The organism is Salinivibrio costicola subsp. alcaliphilus (assembly GCF_001996185.1).
Classification (GTDB): domain Bacteria; phylum Pseudomonadota; class Gammaproteobacteria; order Enterobacterales; family Vibrionaceae; genus Salinivibrio; species Salinivibrio costicola.
In genome coordinates this window covers 83,114-101,893 of the sequence record NZ_MUFR01000001.1, presented here as the reverse complement: position 1 = coordinate 101,893, position 18,780 = coordinate 83,114, and the positions used below count along the sequence as shown (strand labels likewise).

At 50.2% G+C, this 18,780-nt stretch carries 15 protein-coding genes; 11 read left to right on the top strand and 4 right to left on the bottom strand.

The window, feature by feature from the left end:
* Window positions 1–5 precede the first annotated feature (5 nt).
* The gene (dinG, locus tag BZJ21_RS00450; protein ID WP_077668859.1) at window positions 6–2,078 is read right to left on the bottom strand and encodes an ATP-dependent DNA helicase DinG; all 2,073 of its coding nucleotides are present in this window, start codon (window positions 2,076–2,078) and stop codon (window positions 6–8) included.
* Between the two features lie 536 nt (window positions 2,079–2,614).
* On the opposite strand from dinG, the gene BZJ21_RS00445 reads away from it, so the two are divergent.
* A complete protein-coding gene (locus tag BZJ21_RS00445) occupies window positions 2,615–3,631 on the top strand; it encodes a porin (RefSeq protein ID WP_077668858.1) in 1,017 nt (338 codons plus the stop codon).
* Between the two features lie 87 nt (window positions 3,632–3,718).
* Window positions 3,719–4,366, top strand: coding sequence for a YccT family protein (locus tag BZJ21_RS00440; RefSeq protein ID WP_077668857.1), 648 nt, complete (start codon window positions 3,719–3,721; stop codon window positions 4,364–4,366).
* Window positions 4,367–4,501: 135 nt separating this feature from the next.
* Here BZJ21_RS00440 and BZJ21_RS00435 read toward each other — a convergent pair whose 3' ends face one another.
* Entirely contained in the window at window positions 4,502–4,885 is a 384-nt protein-coding gene (locus BZJ21_RS00435) for a hypothetical protein (RefSeq protein WP_077660947.1), read from the bottom strand.
* A 418-nt stretch (window positions 4,886–5,303) separates the two neighbouring features.
* On the opposite strand from BZJ21_RS00435, the gene BZJ21_RS00430 reads away from it, so the two are divergent.
* From BZJ21_RS00430 to BZJ21_RS00390, 9 genes are all read left to right on the top strand, one after another.
* Window positions 5,304–5,771, top strand: coding sequence for a YbaN family protein (locus BZJ21_RS00430; protein ID WP_077668856.1), 468 nt, complete (start codon window positions 5,304–5,306; stop codon window positions 5,769–5,771).
* Between the two features lie 37 nt (window positions 5,772–5,808).
* Window positions 5,809–6,354, top strand: a complete 546-nt coding sequence (apt, locus tag BZJ21_RS00425) for an adenine phosphoribosyltransferase (RefSeq protein WP_021022485.1) — start codon at window positions 5,809–5,811, stop codon at window positions 6,352–6,354.
* A gap of 57 nt (window positions 6,355–6,411) precedes the next feature.
* The gene (gene dnaX, locus BZJ21_RS00420; protein ID WP_077668855.1) at window positions 6,412–8,655 is read left to right on the top strand and encodes a DNA polymerase III subunit gamma/tau; all 2,244 of its coding nucleotides are present in this window, start codon (window positions 6,412–6,414) and stop codon (window positions 8,653–8,655) included.
* A 24-nt stretch (window positions 8,656–8,679) separates the two neighbouring features.
* Window positions 8,680–9,009 carry a YbaB/EbfC family nucleoid-associated protein gene (locus BZJ21_RS00415; protein ID WP_021022483.1) on the top strand — a complete coding sequence of 110 codons (330 nt, stop codon included), beginning with the start codon at window positions 8,680–8,682 and terminating at the stop codon, window positions 9,007–9,009.
* 3 nt (window positions 9,010–9,012) lie between these two features.
* Complete coding sequence (gene recR / locus BZJ21_RS00410) at window positions 9,013–9,621, top strand: recombination mediator RecR (protein WP_077668854.1); 609 nt, start codon at window positions 9,013–9,015, stop codon at window positions 9,619–9,621.
* Between the two features lie 201 nt (window positions 9,622–9,822).
* Window positions 9,823–11,718, top strand: a complete 1,896-nt coding sequence (htpG, locus tag BZJ21_RS00405; protein ID WP_077575877.1) for a molecular chaperone HtpG — start codon at window positions 9,823–9,825, stop codon at window positions 11,716–11,718.
* 155 nt (window positions 11,719–11,873) lie between these two features.
* Window positions 11,874–12,518, top strand: coding sequence for an adenylate kinase (gene adk / locus BZJ21_RS00400; protein WP_021022480.1), 645 nt, complete (start codon window positions 11,874–11,876; stop codon window positions 12,516–12,518).
* Between the two features lie 163 nt (window positions 12,519–12,681).
* Window positions 12,682–13,656: a ferrochelatase gene (hemH, locus tag BZJ21_RS00395; protein WP_077668853.1), complete on the top strand. Its 975-nt coding sequence runs from the start codon at window positions 12,682–12,684 to the stop codon at window positions 13,654–13,656.
* Between the two features lie 89 nt (window positions 13,657–13,745).
* On the top strand, window positions 13,746–15,047 hold the full coding sequence (locus BZJ21_RS00390; RefSeq protein ID WP_077668852.1) for an inosine/guanosine kinase: 1,302 nt from the start codon (window positions 13,746–13,748) through the stop codon (window positions 15,045–15,047).
* A gap of 72 nt (window positions 15,048–15,119) precedes the next feature.
* Here the strand turns inward: BZJ21_RS00390 and asnB are convergent, their stop codons facing one another.
* The gene (gene asnB / locus BZJ21_RS00385) at window positions 15,120–16,787 is read right to left on the bottom strand and encodes an asparagine synthase B (RefSeq protein WP_077575876.1); all 1,668 of its coding nucleotides are present in this window, start codon (window positions 16,785–16,787) and stop codon (window positions 15,120–15,122) included.
* A gap of 289 nt (window positions 16,788–17,076) precedes the next feature.
* The gene (locus BZJ21_RS00380) at window positions 17,077–18,657 is read right to left on the bottom strand and encodes a cation:proton antiporter family protein (protein WP_077668851.1); all 1,581 of its coding nucleotides are present in this window, start codon (window positions 18,655–18,657) and stop codon (window positions 17,077–17,079) included.
* Window positions 18,658–18,780 lie beyond the last annotated feature (123 nt).

Below are 18,780 nucleotides of genomic sequence, written 5' to 3'. Positions count from 1 at the left end.
TTAATTTAAGGTTCGATCACGCGTTTGAATGGCGGCAGCGAGTCGAGTAAAGATTGGCCATATCTGCGGGTGATAATGCGCCGGTCAAGAAGCACTACCTTACCAGAATCTTCCTCTTTGCGCAGTAGACGACCGACTGATTGCACCAGCTTTTTACTCGCTTCTGGGACCGCGATTTGTAAAAACGGATTGCCACCGCAGCGTTCAATGTACTCCGCGTGAGCTTCTTCCACTGGAGAAGTGGGGACCGCAAAGGGAATTTTCGTAATAATGAGATTAGTCAATAAGTTACCGGGCAAATCTAAGCCCTCGGAAAAACTGCCGGTGCCAAAAATTATACTGGTTTTGTCCGCACTGACTGCTTGCTGATGGGCCTTTAATAGCGCCGTGCGTGATTGTGTGCCCTGACAGAGCAGTTGCCAGCCGCGTTGTGTGACCGTTTGCTCAATGGCTTGGGTGACTTGTTTCATCTGCCAATAAGAGGCGAACAATACCAAGGACGCTCGCTCGCCCTCTAGGTGCCCAATAATTTTCTCGCTCAGCGCCGCCGTAAAGGCACTGGCTTGCGGCTCACAAGGCATAGTTGGGATCACCAAGCGCGCTTTATTGGCGTAATCAAATGGCGAGGGTAAGGCTAAATAACGCGAACCGTCGCTTTCACTGAGTCCGACTTGGCGGCAAAAATAGCTAAAGCGATTCAGGGCGCGCAAGGTCGCAGAAAACAGTCCAACCCCGGCGGCGCGAGACCAGAGCATTTGATCCAGACGCCAGCCTACTTCTAAGGGAGAAACATGCACCCAAAGATCCCCCTCGCGCTCACGGCAGGCTTGCACCCAACGGGCAAGCGGTGCGCCTTTATCGGCATTCGGTTGGGCCATTAAGGTCCAGACTTTTTCTAAATTTTCTAACCGTTGGAGGAAAAACGCGGTTTCGGCGAGCGCCGGATCAGCCAGTTTGGCAGAAATGTCATTTTCTTTCAGACGCTCATTGATCAAATCATGGATCTTTCCCAATGCCTGATGGGCTTTTTTGCTCGCGGTTTTAAGCTGTTCACTGGGCGCAATCAGGGCTTCGGGCAGTTCACCGTCGGCAAAGCGATAACAACCGTCGTCGTTGAGCGACAGTTGACTGAGCATGTTTTTTGCCTCGCGTAACCCTGGGATCAGGGTTTGTATCGCCTCGAGTAAGCTATCAACAAAGCGGTGTGCGCGCGTCATATCCGCGGTATTTCCCAACTTGGTAGCGGCTTGGTTCAGCTTTTCTAGCCAACCGACCACGCCGAGCAAACTGGCACTGGCCGCTGAGAAGTCACGCGCCACCGTGGGAAGGTGGTGCGCCTCGTCAATCATATACAGGCACTGCTCTGGCTCGGGCAAGATCACCCCGCCGCCGAGTTCGAGATCGGCGAGCAGCAAGCTGTGATTGACCACCACCACATCGGCTTTATCCATTGCCTCGCGTGCTTTGGCAAAGGGGCAACCACGGTGAGCGGGCAGGCCAGCATGGCAGGTGTGTTTGTCAGAGGAGATCGCTTGCCATAGGTGATCGGCAATCGGTTTGGGCCAGCTGTCGCGGTCGCCATCCCATTTTCCTCGACTCAGGGCAACGTAAAGATCATTCAGCAACAATTGCTCGCTGCGCTTGGGTTTTTGAGCAAATAGCGCCCCTTGGATGCTCTCGGTCTCTGCCACTGCACTCAGCTTGTGTGCACAGCAATAGCGCTGCCGCCCCTTGGCCAAGATAAAATCAAACGGCTTGGGGCAGATACGATGAAAAAACGGGATATCTTTATCGGCGAGCTGCTCTTGCAACGCCACGGTTGCGGTCGACACCACCACTTTTTTATTGTTGTTAAGCGCAAACGGAATCGCGCCCATCAAATACGCCATTGATTTGCCCACCCCAGTGCCGGCCTCGGCCACCAGTAGCCGACGCTTGGGGTCATAATCACCCGCCAAGGTTTTGGCCAGCTCTGCCACTAAATAGTTTTGAGCTTTGCGCGGAATAAAGTGGGGAAGTTGGTCTTGTAGCGTCTGGTAGCACGCGCGAATGTCTGATTTTACGGCAGGGCTGAGCATCAACAGGTCCGAGTAGTAAAGGATAAGCCCCAGTATAACACGGGGAAAAAACGTGAAAACGATCGCGAAATGTAAGTTTTCCTTACAGATATGAGATCTTGGTCACGAATTTAATTTGAACCATTCGCTGCTATCTTGCTGATCTGCCGTTTGATTAACAAAAAGCCGTATTTAAGCTTTTGATTAGTTTTTTATTCTAAAGATTGGATAATAAAAGGCACTAATTAGAATTTTATCTTGCAATATTTTGTTGTTAACTTTCACAAAACCACAATGTGAATAAAAGTTAAACTGTGATCCTTGTTCATTGTTGTTTATTAACTTACTGTTTTATAAAGGATTTTTTCTAAAATGTAATGCGCTTCCAGCCAGTTGACAGAACCACAAATGTTCTGCACGATTAGCCACGAAGTTTCAGTGAACTGGCATTTTGTGCTTTGCAGCGCTTGTTGCACGTAACAGAGTGACAGTCACCATAAAACAGAGTTCCATGAAGGAACTCATAATGACTAAATAGAAAAGGCAGTGGATTAACCATGAAAAAGACTATTCTAGCAATGGCAGTACCAGCTCTGCTGGCTGCTGGCTCAGCATCAGCAAGCATCAACCTATATGACGCAGAAGGCGTTAAAGTCGACGCATCGGGTGCCGCTGAAGTTCAGTACATTCAAGAAATCGGTAACAACCGTGACGGTGCATGGAAGTTGGACGACGGTGACTTTGCAATTAATACTGAAGTTGCAGTATCAGATAAGCTTTCTGTTATCGGTGCAATGGCATTTGAATTTGAAATGAACGATGCCAACAGTAACTATGACAAAAAAGGTATTCCTACAGGAGAAAGTCGCTCGAACGTCGAAAATGACGAGCTTTACGTAGGTTTTAAAGGTGACTGGGGTCAGTTTACTGCCGGTCGTCAATATTTGCTGGATTCTGGCATCACTAAAGATTACGAGCTGTCAGCAAACAGCTTTGGTGCAGACTATGAGCAAGCTGCTCAAGTCGGTAAATACGTGTATGACAACGGTACTTTCTACGGTGCTGCAACCTACACTGATAAGAGCGATGGCATTGACGATGGCAGCCCAGAAGCGATCAACGCTGGTAATTTAGGTGACGACGTACGTGTTTATGAAGCTCGCTTAGGCTATCGTTTCGCAGACGTTGATGCACGTGTTTACTATCAAAAAGCGGATAATGTTAACCGTAATAGCGATGACGACAAAGATGCATACAACTTTGAAATCGAATACGCAGGTATCGAAAACGTTGGTCTAGCAGCATCGATTGGTCGTACCTCTTCAGATATTGGCGGTAGCGATACCGACACAGACTACACCTCAATCGCAGCTGACTACACCATGGGTAAAACTACCTTTGCGGTTGGTTACGATAACAAAGACCAAGAAGGTAACACTTCAGACGTTAACGGTTACTATGCAAACGTGACTTATGCACTGCACAGCAATGCGCATGTATACGCAGAAGTTGGTGACAGTGACGGTGAAAACGAAGACTTCGGCTACGTAGCAGGTATGGAAGTTAAGTTCTAATTGAGCTTAAACCCTATTGCTAAGTTGTAGCACTGATTATAAAAGCCGCCTTAGGGCGGCTTTTTTCGTCTTACCGTTGGAGTGACAATGAAAAAGTTAACAAAAGCCGCATGGATGTTGGGTGCACTGATGGCATCAAGCGCTATCCATGCAGCGGAAATCACCTCCGCCCGTCATATTGAATTTTTGGTGGTGGATGGCAGCAAAGTCAGCTTTGAAAACTGGGCGCCGCAGCAGACCATTGAACTTGCTAATGGCACCCACCAGTTGGTGATGCGCTTTGATGGCGAAGTAAAGCGAGGAAGTAAAGAGGTGATTTTTACCTCGCGTCCGTATTTGTTTGAGCTAGACGTTGATGGCCGCGATGCCACCATCAACATTGATACTAATCTAAGAGTGAAAACCCAGGCGACCAGCTATTTTGATGATAACCCACAATGGCAGGCTGAGTTTGATAATGGCGAGGTAATGCCGTTAGAGGCCGTCGAGCTTAAAGGTGATGGGTTTGGCGCCTATGCCGATATGGAAGCGCTGGTGGCCGAGTACAACCGCGACAACGGTATTATTATCGACCAAGGTGAAAGCAAAAACCTTAACGACGTATTAGTCGAGGTCGACGACCAAGGACAAGCCTCAATTAAAGGCGATGCCTTGTCGCAGCTTAAGCTTTGGTACACCAAAGCCAGCGACCAAGAGCGTAAAACCTTCCGTCGTTGGATCATTGATCAAGATTAAGCGCGTGTTCGGGGGAGGCGTGGTAGTCAGTATCACCCACTTGACAGCTTTACACGGTCAATAAAAAACGCGCCCAGCTGATGCTGGGCGCGTTCCGTTTAAGCCACGGTGAGACAAGCGAAAGTCGACCTGGGCTCACACCGATTTACGGGGGCCCGTTGTCGCGCGGCGAGTGGCCGGATCGTGGTGATAATAGTTTGATGCGCGGCACTGCGGACAGCGCTGCTCCGCGGCATCATTGATTAAATCATCGAGTGGAATGTCACTCTCACAATCGGCACACAATCCGTAAATTTCCAAATCCATGGCACACAAAGCCGCATCGACTTTTTCCAGACGTTCACCGAGGCAACGAATTGCACCAGGCAGGCCTTGGCTTTCTTTGATCAGCTCTGTGACAGTCAGGGTGTCGCAATGCTTGTCCCAGTCTTCACGCAAACGCGTGGTTAAGGTGGCGATCAGCTCGGCACGCTCACGAGTGAGCTTACGCCGCAGCTGCGCAAGAGTATTTGTATCCATGGTCAGTTCGCTTGATTGGCTAAATGACGTTTATCATGACCCAATGCACCAAGTTGTTACCCTGATGTAAATCAATAATCGGATTAAAACCTTACAAAACGTCCGTTTTTAGCGGGGGCAAGCTAGGCTATAGTAACTGCTCACTGATGTTATGTTGTTGTGAGCGTTGTAACTTATGAGTCACGAATTTAAAGAACCTTATAACCTAAAGTATTTTATCGGCTTTTTGTTTGTCTTACTGATCCCCACCTTACCCGCAAGCCTCACTTGGCTCGGGATTGTATTTGGCGGTTAATTACCGCCTTATTCAATACTGCCTCATTTTTCCTCAGCTCGCCCTGTACCCATTGCGGCTGGATCACTACACTGGGGTAAGAGGGTCACTCTGGTGACGCGCAGCAATAAGGGCAAATTGGCTATGCAGTCAAAAGCGGTGCAGTCAAACGCGCCACAGTCAAAAGCGCGACAAACAACACCCGCGCCGCCAGCTCCATCCGTCGCTTGGCGTTGGGCGTGGAACGGTTTGGGTTGGTTTTGGGTCGCACTCGGTGCCGCCGGGGCGTTTTTGCCTGTGTTACCAACAACTCCGTTTTTGTTGCTCGCAAGCGGCTGTTTTATGCGCGGCTCTCCCCGTATCGCCAATTGGCTTCATGCCCATCCAACGTTCGGGCCAATATTGACTGACTGGTACCAACAACGCGCCATCAGCCGGCGGGTCAAAAAGCGGGCAACGGTGATGATCGTGGCCAGTTTCTCATTCTCAATGTACATGGTGCCAGCGCTCTGGTTAAAAGGCATGCTACTGCTTTGTCTGATTGTGCTCTTATGCTGGTTTCTCCGCCTGCCTGAGACGGAATCTGTTGCTGGTACGGCCGAAAATTCATAACATGGCGGTTTGCGTTTTTTACCGATGAGAATTGGCCATGAGCAACGACAACTTGGATGTGATTAAACAAAGCATTCAAACCATTCCTGATTACCCTAAGCCAGGCATCTTATTTCGTGACGTCACCAGCTTGATGGAAGACCCGACCGCCTACCAGGCCACCATTGATGCCCTGGTAGCAAAGTATCGGGATCAAGGCTTTACCAAGGTGATTGGCACCGAATCGCGCGGCTTTTTATTTGGCGCGCCCTTGGCCTTAGCGCTAGCATTGCCATTTGTGCCGGTGCGCAAGCCAGGCAAATTGCCACGGGCGGTGATCAGCGAAAATTACCAGCTAGAATACGGTGAAGATACGCTTGAGATTCACAGTGATGCCATTGATGACGGTGATAAAGTGCTGGTGATCGATGACTTGCTCGCCACCGGTGGCACCATTGAAGCCACGGTCAAATTAGTACGTCGGTTGGGCGGCACCGTGGAACACGCCGGTTTTGTCATTAGCCTACCGGATATTGGCGGTGAGGAAAAACTGACGGCGCTTGGCGTTAGTGTGTACAGTTTGTGCGAGTTTGCCGGCCATTAATGGTGAACACGACGCTGGGCCTTGGGTCATTTATCAGCCACTAGGAAGCCAATTGACATGAGTTATCAAGTTCTTGCACGCAAATGGCGCCCCCATAACTTTGACGCGGTGGCGGGGCAGAGCCATGTGCTGACGGCGCTCGCCAATGCGCTCGATCATGACCGCCTGCACCATGCTTACCTGTTCAGTGGAACGCGGGGAGTGGGCAAAACCACCATCGCACGTATTTTTGCCAAAGGATTAAATTGCGAGCAGGGCGTGTCGTCCTCACCGTGTGGCCAATGCGCCACCTGCCGTGAAATTGATGAAGGGCGTTACGTTGATTTGTTGGAAATTGATGCGGCGTCACGCACCAAGGTAGAAGATACGCGCGAGCTGCTTGATAACGTCCAGTATAAACCCGCACGCGGACGGTATAAGGTGTACCTGATTGATGAGGTCCACATGCTGTCGCGGCATAGTTTTAATGCCTTGCTTAAAACGCTGGAAGAGCCACCCGAGTATGTGAAATTTTTGCTGGCGACCACGGATCCGCAAAAATTGCCGGTGACCATTTTGTCGCGCTGCTTGCAGTTTCATTTAAAACATTTTGACGCCAGTCAGATCCAAACCCAGCTCGATTACATTCTTGGCCAAGAGGGCGTCGAAGCTGACGCGCGCGCGCTGATGCTACTGTCACGTGCGGCAGAAGGCAGTATGCGCGATGCGCTGAGCTTAACCGATCAAGCGCTTGCGCTCGGTAACGGTCAGATTAGCACCCGCGCAGTAGCAGAAATGCTAGGGACCTTAAGCAGTGACAATGCGTTGTTGTTACTGGAAGCATTAGTAAATCAAGATGCAGTTGAGCTGATGAATGGGCTGGCGCAGATTGCACAAATTGGCGTCGAATGGGATGGGTTGCTTAAAGAGCTCGCAGGCCAGCTTCATCAAATTGCGTTGGCGCAAACACTGCCACAAACCCGCGATGATGCAGAGGGTGATCACGCGCGCATACAGGCTTTAGCGTCGCGCTTAACGCCGCAAGATGTACAGCTATGTTACCAAATAGCGCTGCAGGGGCGACAAGATTTACCCTATGCCCCCGATGGACGTGCGGGGCTAGAGATGGTATTGCTGCGGATGTTGGCGTTCCAGCCGGTTAAAACGGTGCCTTATGAGCCGGTGACTATTGCCGTGCCCGAACACGCCCCAACGTCGTCGCAGGCGCAGCCAAGCGCCTCAAGTATGGCGTCAGGCGCCCAGCCCAAAGCGGCGAGCGAAAACCCTGATCCAACTCAAGCAATTAGCGCATTAAAAGCGCAAGTTGCCGCGTCGGAGCGCCGTGGGCCTGCCTCATCCGAATCATCTATCTCGGCGACACCCTCTGCGCCTGACACTAGGCCGGCCGATCCGATCGCATTTGTGCCTGATCACGCTTCGTCGGCGGCTGATCACGATGACAGCACTCCGATATCGCCTGCATCAGCTCCCGCGACAGACGCGACGCCAGCAACGGACGCATCAGACGTGCCAGCCAGTGAGGCACCCGCGTCTGCGGCATCGAGTTTGATTCAAGCCCGCAACCAGCTGCGTAGCAGGATGAAGCGACAAACGAGTCAGACAGAGTCTGGCGCAAAAAAGGCGAGACAGACACCGGCCAAGAATGATGCATTATCTGTGTTGGATCGCGTTGCGACCGCTGCAGAATCGACATCGCCTGTGTCTGACGCCAACTCAGTCGCGACCTCCACTGCAACGCCATCTGAGCCGGTGCCCGCACGGCAACGCGACACATCATTGGCGGCGACGGAGCCTTATCAATGGCGTCCTTCTCAGCCCCAAGCCAAGGCGCCAGCCACCGCGTCGCCGTTGACGCCAAAGGCGCTCAAACAAGCGCTTGAGCATGAGAAAACGCCAGCAATGCGCGACAAGTTGGTGCAGGAGACCAACCAACAAGATCCTTGGTGTGCGTTGGCCGATAGCCTTGAGGTCGAGCGGCTGGTGAAACAAATGGCGCTCAATGCCGCTATGGTGCGTGAAGGCGACCAGGTTCGGCTGACATTAAGGCCTGATCAATCACATCTGAATACCGAAAAAGCGCAGCAACAATTAACGCAGGCCTTGACGACGGCCTTGGGCGCCCCCATAACCTTGGAGGTACAGCTCGGCACGTCGGGAATCACACCGTTAGAGCGGCGCGAGCAACGCTATCAACAAAAATTAGCGCAGGCGACACACAGCCTGCATAATGATCCGAATGTCACTTTTATGCTTCAACGTTTTGCGGCGGAGTTAGAAGAAGACAGCATTCGACCAATTTAAGACACCTAACCAAGAGAGAGAATTATGTTTGGTAAAGGCGGAATGGGCAACATGATGAAGCAGGCGCAGCAAATGCAAGAGCGCATGCAAAAAGTACAAGAAGAAATTGCCAGCATGGAAGTGACAGGCGAAGCGGGCGCAGGCATGGTGAAAGTGACCATGACAGGCAGCCATAGCATCCGTCGTGTCGACATCGATGATAGCTTGATGGAAGACGATAAAGACATGCTGGAAGACTTGATTGCAGCCGCATTCAACGATGCTGCACGTCGTGTTGAAGAGCAACAGAAAGAAAAAATGGCAGACGTGACAGGCGGTATGCAGTTACCACCGGGCATGAAAATGCCGTTTTAATCTATGCGCACCAGCCAGTTACTTGAACAGCTGATGGACTCGCTGCGTTGTTTACCTGGGGTGGGTCCCAAGTCGGCGCAGCGAATGGCGTATCATCTTTTGCAACGTAATCGCCAAGGGGGGCTTGCCTTGGCGCAGTCACTGAGCACGGCAATGACCGACATTGGCCACTGCAGCCAGTGCCGGACATTTACAGAGCAAGACGTGTGTGTCATTTGTGATAACCCGAAACGACAAGCAACCGGACTGATTTGTGTGGTTGAAAGCCCGGCCGATATTGCCGCCGTTGAAGCGACCGGCCAATATGCTGGGCGCTATTTTGTCTTAATGGGGCACTTGTCGCCATTAGATGGGATTGGGCCGGCAGATATCGGTTTAGACGTTTTGGAAAAGCGCTTGCAAAGTGAACCGATTGAAGAGCTTATTCTGGCGACCAATCCTACGGTAGAAGGGGAAGCCACGGCGCAGTACATCGCCGAGCTTTGCCAAGAACACCAAGTGGGCGCGAGCCGTATCGCCCATGGTGTTCCCATGGGTGGTGAGCTTGAATTGGTGGATGGCACCACGCTGTCGCACTCCATTATTGGCCGCCAACAGCTTAAATATCGCTAACGGCGTCAATATCGCTAACCGCTTATCAAGCCTAACCGCCCGGTTAGGCTTTCTTTTTCTCAACTGATGTTTATTTGACCAGTCACACCTTGAAAGCGACTGATGTGGCCCTTATATCCTGGGGTACTGAATATGAATTCTTCGTGACGTGGGTCGATTACCCACTCAGCCTTTAAACATCATAGTGTTAGGTAGATTGACATGAGCGTGAAAACCCCAGAAAAACACCAGTTTGGTTCAGATACCTCCAAATTGCTGCAGTTGATGATCCATTCTCTCTACTCAAACAAAGAGATCTTTCTTCGAGAGCTGGTCTCAAACGCGTCGGACGCCGCGGATAAGCTGCGCTTTAAAGCGCTATCAGCGCCTGAGCTGTATGAAAACGACGGTGATCTGCGTGTTCGTCTGTCTTTTGATAGCGAAGCCGGCACACTCACTGTGTCTGACAATGGCATCGGCATGAGCCGTGACGATGTTATTGCCAATCTCGGCACCATCGCCAAATCAGGCACCGAAGAGTTTTTAAAACAACTGAACGAAGACCAAAGCAAAGATTCCAACTTGATTGGCCAGTTCGGAGTCGGTTTTTACTCCGCCTTTATTGTCGCGGATAAAGTGACGGTACGTACCCGTGCTGCAGGACTTGGGGCTGACGAAGCGGTGCAATGGGAATCAACCGGTGAAGGTGAATATACACTTGAGCCTGTTAGTAAAGCGGAACGTGGCACCGATATTACGCTGTACCTCAAAGACGATGAGAAAGAGTTCCTTAACGACTGGCGCCTGCGTGAAGTGATCGGTAAATATTCGGATCACATCGGTATTCCGGTTGAAATGTGGACACAAGAGAAAGACGAGGAAGGCAACGAGACTGGCGAAGGCAAATGGGAGCAAGTGAACAAAGCGCAAGCGCTATGGACCCGTGCCAAGTCCGATATCTCTGCTGAGGAATATAAAGAATTCTATAAGCATGTTTCGCATGATTTTGCAGAGCCGCTAACCTGGAGCCATAACCGGGTTGAAGGTAAAAATGATTACACCAGTTTGTTGTATATCCCCTCTAAGGCGCCGTGGGATCTTTACAACCGCGAGCACAAACATGGACTGAAACTCTATGTACAGCGCGTGTTCATCATGGATGATGCGTCACAATTTATGCCAAGCTACTTGCGCTTTGTACGTGGTTTGATTGATTCTAACGATTTGCCGCTCAACGTATCGCGCGAGATCTTACAAGATAACAAGATCACTCAATCGCTGCGGGGGGCGTGCACCAAGCGTGTTCTGTCGATGCTAGAAAAATTGGCCAAAAATGATGCCGACAAGTATCAAACATTTTGGCGTGAGTTTGGCTTGGTGATGAAAGAAGGCCCAGCGGAAGATTTCAGCAATAAAGAAAAAATTGCTGGCTTGCTGCGTTTTGCTTCAACCCACGAAGACAGCGCTGAGCAAACCGTGTCGTTGGCCGACTATGTGTCGCGCATGAAAGAAGAGCAAGACAAGATTTACTACATCACGGCAGATAGCTATAACGCCGCGAAACACAGCCCACACTTGGAGCAGTTTAAAGCCAAAGGCATTGAAGTGATCTTGATGTACGATCGCATCGATGAATGGCTGATGAGCTACCTGACCGAGTTCGATGGCAAATCGTTCCAAGCGATCACCAAAGCGGATCTCGACCTCAGTCAATTCGACGATGAAGAGGCAAAAGCAGAGCGCGAAGAAACCGAAAAAGCGTTTGAATCTGTGGTTGAGCGGGTGAAATCTCACCTAGGTGAGCGGGTGAAAGATGTGCGCACCACGTTTAAGCTTTCAGACACCCCAGCTGTGGTTGTGACTGATCAGTTTGAAATGGGCACACAAATGGCGAAGTTGCTAGAAGCCGCTGGCCAGCAAGCGCCTGATGTGAAATACATTTTTGAGCTAAACCCAGAGCATGATCTCATCAAGCGCATGGCGGATGAAAGCGACGAGCAAAAATTTGGTACTTGGGTAGAAATGTTGCTCGGCCAAGCGATGTTGGCAGAGAAGGGCAGCATGGATGATCCGTCAGAGTTCTTGGCGTCGGTCAATCAACTTCTGACCAAGGTATAATCGACACAGGTCGAGTCAATCAACATACTCAGTGACGAACGACAAGCCCGGCCGGATGCCGGGCTTGATAGCGTTTGGCTAAGCGTGTATGTTTCGGGTCTTTGCGGCGATAGACGCAGTTTAACGAAACCTAAATAATCATAAAGGGGATCACTATGCGCATCATTCTTTTGGGTGCACCGGGCGCGGGTAAAGGGACGCAAGCGCAGTTCATCATGGAAAAATACGGGATTCCGCAAATTTCTACCGGTGACATGTTGCGCGCCGCGATTAAAGCGGGCACTGAGCTTGGTTTAAAAGCCAAAGCAGTTATTGATGCGGGCGAATTGGTGTCTGACGACATTATTCTTGGCCTAGTTAAAGAGCGTATCTCGCAAGATGATTGTGCCAACGGCTTCTTGCTAGATGGGTTCCCACGTACGATTCCGCAAGCGGATGGCCTTAAAGAGATCGGTATCGCGATCGATTACGTACTCGAATTCGACGTTCCGGACGACGTTATCGTAGAGCGTATGAGTGGTCGCCGTGCTCATCTGGCCTCTGGTCGCACCTATCACCTAGTTTATAACCCACCGAAAGAGGAAGGGAAAGACGACGTGACGGGCGAGCCGCTGGTGGTGCGTGATGATGATAAAGAAGAGACAGTGCGTGCGCGTCTAAACGTGTATCACAATCAAACGGCACCACTGATTGCGTACTATAAAAAAGAAGCCGATGCCGGCAATACCCAGTTTGTCACTTTTGACGGCACCCAAGCGGTTGAGCAGGTTAGCACCGAGATTCAAAAAGTACTCGGCTAATCAGCGCCACGCCCGATGCGGTGTAACCCTATGACGTCATCGGTATGACGGATAGCAGAAACCGGAGCAGACGATTAGTCGCTCCGGTTTTTTTATGGCAAGCTGCATGTCACTCATTACTATTATTCGCTCTTTGACTGAGCCGATGCCAAGGACAACCATCATGACAGAAAATAAACACCAAGTTGGCGTGCTATTGGTCAACTTGGGGACGCCAGATGAACCGACGCCCGCCGCGGTAAAGCGCTTTCTCTCTGAGTTTTTGCATGATCACCGAGTGGTCGATTTAACCCGCTGGTTATGGTGCCCATTATTGCACGGCGTGATTTTGCCGGTACGGTCACCCAAGGTCGCCAAACTGTATCAAAGTGTATGGATGGAGGAAGGCTCACCGTTAATGGTGTATGCCAAACGTCAGCGTGATGCGTTAGCAAAACAAGTAGATATGCCAGTTGCGTTGGGAATGACGTATGGGACACCGTCAATCATCCAGGGCATTGAGACGCTGGAGCAACAAGGCTGTGAAAAGGTTCTAATCGTACCGCTTTACCCACAATACTCGGCCACCACCACGGCGGCGGTCTTTGATAAGGTAGCCAAATCACTCAAAGGGCGACCATGTATTCCCGAATTGCGCTATGTGCATCATTATCACGATCACCCTGCTTATCAATCCGCGTTGGCGGCGTCGGTGAAACGCCACTGGGAGCAGCATGGAAAAGGGGATCGCTTGTTATGTTCGTATCATGGGATCCCGCAGCGTTTTGCCGATAATGGCGACCCGTACCCGCAGCATTGCCAGCAGACCACCGCGTTGCTCCAAGCCGAATTAGGTTTGCCAGATGATGCCATTATGATGAGTTATCAATCACGGTTTGGCCGTGAAGAGTGGCTGAAGCCTTACACCGATAAAACCTTGGAAGGGTTGCCAGCCCAGGGGGTCAAAACGTTAGATATCATGACTCCCGCGTTCTCATCTGACTGCTTGGAAACCTTAGAAGAAATCGCCGGGGAGTGTCGTGATATCTTCTTAGAAGCCGGTGGCGAAGCCTTTCGTTTTATTCCATGCTTAAACGATGACAAGGCCCACATTGATTTACTTGCCGCGCTGGTGGCAGACCATACGCAAGGCTGGTAGGCAAGAAAATTCGTAGGCCAGACGCTACGCAAGCGCAAATTCTGTGATAGAATTCGCGCCTTCCTTCCATTAGCCAAGTTACACGAACCATGAAATTTCCAGGACAACGTAAGTCTAAACACTACTTTCCGGTTCATGCCCGGGATCCTTTGCTCAACCCTGCCACGGACCGCGGCTTTAAGCGCCCCCATGTCATCGGCATTGACCAAACTTTGGTCGATATAGAAGCGAAAGTAAGTGATGAGTTTCTGGAACGTTATGGTTTAAGCAAGGGCCACTCATTGGTGATTGATGATGAGCGTGCCGAAGCCTTGTATCAAGAGCTAAAAGATAACAACTTGGTGACGCATGAGTTTGCCGGCGGCACCATTGGCAATACCTTACACAATTATTCCGCATTGGCTGACGATCAGTCGATCTTGCTAGGGGTAATGAGCCAGGATATTCGTATTGGTAGTTATTCTTATCGGTATTTGTGTAACACCTCCAGCCGGATGGATCTGAACTACCTGCAACCGGTTCAAGGCCCGATTGGTCGTTGCTATGCGCTGATTGGCGATTGCGGTGAGCGTACGTTTGCCATCAACGAAGGCTTGATGAACCAACTCCATCCTGATTCGATTCCTGAGCATATCTTTGAAAACGCCTCGGCGTTGGTACTGACTGTGTACTTGGTCCGTTGTAAAGAAGGCGATCCGATGCCAGATGCGACCATGCGTGCGATCAAATATGCCAAAAAGCATAATGTGCCGGTAGTCATGACATTGGGCACCAAATATGTGATTGAACAAAATCCACAGTGGTGGCGCGATTTTCTCGCTGAACACGTCAGTGTGGTTGCCATGAACGAAGATGAAGGCGAGGCGTTGACCGGAGAAAGTGATCCGCTGTTGGCGGCTGACGCGACGCTACAATGGGTGGACATGGTGCTTTGCACCGCAGGCCCGATTGGCCTATACATGGCCGGCTACAGTGAAGACAAAGCCAAACGTGAAACGTCGCTACCGCTGCTACCTGGTGCGATTCCTGAGTTCAATATGTATGAGTTCAGCCGTCCAATGATCAAAGCCGATTGCGAAAACCCAATAAAAGTGTATTCGCATATTGCCCCTTATATGGGTGGACCGGAACGGATTAAAAATACCAATGGCGCGGGTGACGGTGCACTCTCTGCGTTGCTGCATGATATGTCAGCCAACCGTTACCACCGTGACAATGTGCCTAACTCGCGTAAACACCAGTATCCATTTTTGACCTACTCGTCTTTCTCTCAGGTGTGTAAATACGCCAACCGTGTGAGCTATGAGGTATTGGCGCAGCACTCACCACGTCTTTCTCGCGGGTTGCCAGAACGTGAAGATAGCCTGGAAGAAGCCTACTGGGAACGCTAAGGCGAGAGGCTTTGAATGCGAATAAAAAAACCGCCAATTTGGCGGTTTTTTATTGCGAGGATAAGGGCGGTGTTATTGATACGCCTTTTCATGGACAGTGCGTACGGCGCGGCCAGAGGGATCGGCTTGGTTTTTGAAAGACTCATCCCACTCAATGGCTTTGGCACTTGAGCAAGCAATTGATGGGCCGCCTGGAACGCATTTCGCCGCATCGTCGAGCGGGAAAAGCTCTGCGAAGATTTCACGATACATATACGCTTCTTTGGTGGTCGGCGTGTTGTATGGAAAGCGAAATTCAGCGGTGGCTAACTGCTGGTCGCTGACCTTTTCGTCGGCAATGGTTTTTAAGGTATCAATCCAGCCATAGCCAACCCCATCGCTAAACTGCTCTTTTTGTCGCCATGCCACTGATTCAGGCAGTAAATCGCCAAAGCACTCACGAATGATGTGTTTTTCCATTTTACCGTTACCGCACATTTTATCGTCCGGTTTGATTTGCATCGCCACTTCCAAAAATGCTTTATCGAGGAAAGGCACACGGGCTTCCACCCCCCAGGCGGCCATCGATTTGTTGGCGCGGGCACAATCGAACATGTTTAGCGCGAGCAGTTTACGCACGGTTTCCTCGTGGAATTCTTGTGCGTTGGGCGCTTTGTGGAAATACAAATATCCGCCAAAAACTTCATCGGCGCCTTCACCGGAGAGCACCATTTTGATCCCCATCGCGCGAATTTTGCGTGACATCAAATACATAGGTGTAGAGGCGCGAATAGTCGTCACATCATAGGTTTCAATGTGATAAATCACATCGCGAATGGCGTCTAGCCCTTCTTGAATGCTGTAAGTGAATTCGTGATGAACAGTCCCTAGATGATCGGCAACCTCTTTGGCTGCTTTTAAGTCAGGCGCGCCCTCAAGACCAATCGCAAATGAGTGCAAACGCGGCCACCAAGCCTGGCTTTGGTCATCATCTTCAACGCGGTTCGCCGCAAACTGTTTGGTGATCGCAGAGATCACGGAAGAATCGAGCCCGCCAGAGAGTAATACGCCATACGGCACATCGGTCATGAGCTGACGATGTACGGCACTTTCTAACGCCTCTTTGAGCGCGGCTTTATCGGTGCGGTTGTCTTTGACGGCATCATAGTCCATCCAATCGCGCTTATAGTAGCGGACAGGCTCACCCTGTTTACTCCATAAAAAGTGACCAGGAGGGAATTCGCTGATGGTTTTACATACCGGTGTCAGTGCTTTCATTTCTGACGCTACATAATAGTTACCGTGCTCATCATGGCCGTGATACAGCGGAATAATGCCAATATGATCGCGGCCAATCAAGTAGGCATCTTGCTCTTCATCGTACAAAATAAAGGCAAAAATACCGTTTAAGTAATCCAGCAGCTCAGCGCCTTTTTCTTGGTATAACGCCAAAATAATTTCGCAATCTGATTCTGTTTGGAACGGATAATCCGCCGCGAATTCGGCACGAAGCTCTTTGTGATTGTAGATCTCACCGTTCACTGCCAAAGCTTGGGTTTGTTGTGGGTTATAAAGTGGCTGTGCACCACTGTTAAGATCGACAATCGCAAGGCGCTCATGGACCAAAATAGCTTTATCTGATGAATAGATCCCCGACCAGTCAGGCCCTCGATGGCGCATGGTTTTTGACATTTTGAGCGCAACGTCACGCAATTGTTGCGGATCGGTTTTAATGTCGAGCGCTCCAAAGATTGAACACATAATTTTCCTCTCCATAGTGTTGATTGATGTGCTGTGGCAGCCATGTGCTGTGGCAGTCATATGGTGCCAACGTGGTGGCCACAATGTAGAGACACTGTGCCTTGGGGAGAGGAAATGCACAAGCAGGTAAAACAAATTCGTTATCTAAATCGTGCCAGTGATGAATATTATTTAAAAATAACGATAAATAGTGAATGAAAACTAAAAATAGCACAGATAACATACAAAAACGCACAAGAAGCGTCAGCGTCTTGTGCGTCATAAGGGAGAAAACAGCGATAAAACGGCGCTAGTCAGCCGATGACGAAAAGCGCTCTCGCACATGGCGGGCAAAGCCACTGCCTGCTTCTTGGTAGATATTAAAGGCTTCGTCCACACCCAGAGCCTTAAGTTGCTCCAACTCATCTTGGTACTTAGCAATCGCGGCCACTTTGCCCTTAAAGGGCGTTTGCCGGATTTCTTCCAGTGCCAGTGTATTGGCTTGGCTATTGGGCATCGCAAGTAAAATCAGTGATACGTTGCCATTTGAGACCGCTCGGGACCAAAAGTCGGGGTCGGTGGCATCACCCAGGATCACCTGCCGTCCTTCTTGCTGGTGGTGAGCGACGGATTCCTCTCGGGTATCAATCCCCACGATGGGCTGCTGGTGAGTGGTGGCCAATTCATCGTAGGCGCCCGTGCCGATACGCCCCATCCCCAATACCAATATGCTGGCGTCACCGAGATTAATGGGTTGTTCACTGGTATGAAGTTTATCTGGAGCACGCTCGGGTAACCAGCGCGAGGCCCATGTATACAACGCGTTACTAAAGGTATTCAGCGGCGCAGAGAAGATAAAGCTGAGCGAGACCGCGATCGCAATAGAGACAAGAATCGGCCCAGGCATTAATCCGGTTTGGTACGCCAGTCCACCGACAATGAGACCAAATTCACTGAAGTTGAACAAGGTAAGGGAGGTAAACAGCGCGGTGCGCACACGATAGCGAAAACCACTAACGACCCAATAATACAAAATGCCTTTTATCGGCAGCAGCAACATTAAAATCAACGCAAAACTAAAACTTTGCCAAGTAGGTTGCTCGGATAAGCCAATATTGAGGAAAAAGCAGATTAAGAATAACTCTTTAATATTAAATAGAGATTTAGCCATTTCTGATGCGCGGGGATGACTGGCGAGTAACATTCCCAAGATGAGTGCGCCCAAATCAGGCTTAATCCCGACCGCGCCAAATAGCCCGGCGCCAGCAACCAGTGCAAGGAAAATAGCGTAGAGTACCAGCATTTCCCCATGGCCTGCCTTATCGAGTAGCTTGCCGAGTACGGGCTTGAGCAGAGGCAAAGCGAATAACAATAATGCGGTCAAATCAGGTGTTTTTCCTGAGGTGGCTGTCAAAAAGATCACCGCGAAGATGTCTTGCATGATCAGCATGCCAATCGCCAAGGTACCATACGTCGCGTTGAGTTCGCCTTTATCTTGTAAGGCTTTAATCGCAAAAACGGTGCTAGAAAAAGATAACGCAAAACCGAGTAGCAGCATCTCTGACAGGCCCATGCTTGATAGCATGGGAAGACTCAAGGCTTTCAGGCCCATTAGCGCTAAGGTAAAAAAGCCGGTTGTCAGCACATTGTGCGCGGTAGCTCCAAACCAAATTTCTTTAGCAAACAGCGTTTTGACATCGAGCTTTAACCCAATTGTAAAAAGGAGAAGGGTGACCCCTAGTTCGGCCAGCTGGGTGATCACGGGGGTGGATTGATACCCCATTGCATGGAGAGCAAAACCGGCAAGCAGAAAGCCAACTAAGGGGGGAAGGTGGCAGCGCATTAATATGTAGCCACTAACAAAAGCGGTTGAGATAAAAACCAGTTCCATATTTTATACTTATTCCAGAGTTGAATGAGACAACGTCTTGTCTGTCACGTGGCTATAATGTACACGTTTTGTGGTCAATCTGTGAATGTAAAATAGTCACTAACTTGGCCGATGAGGGATAGA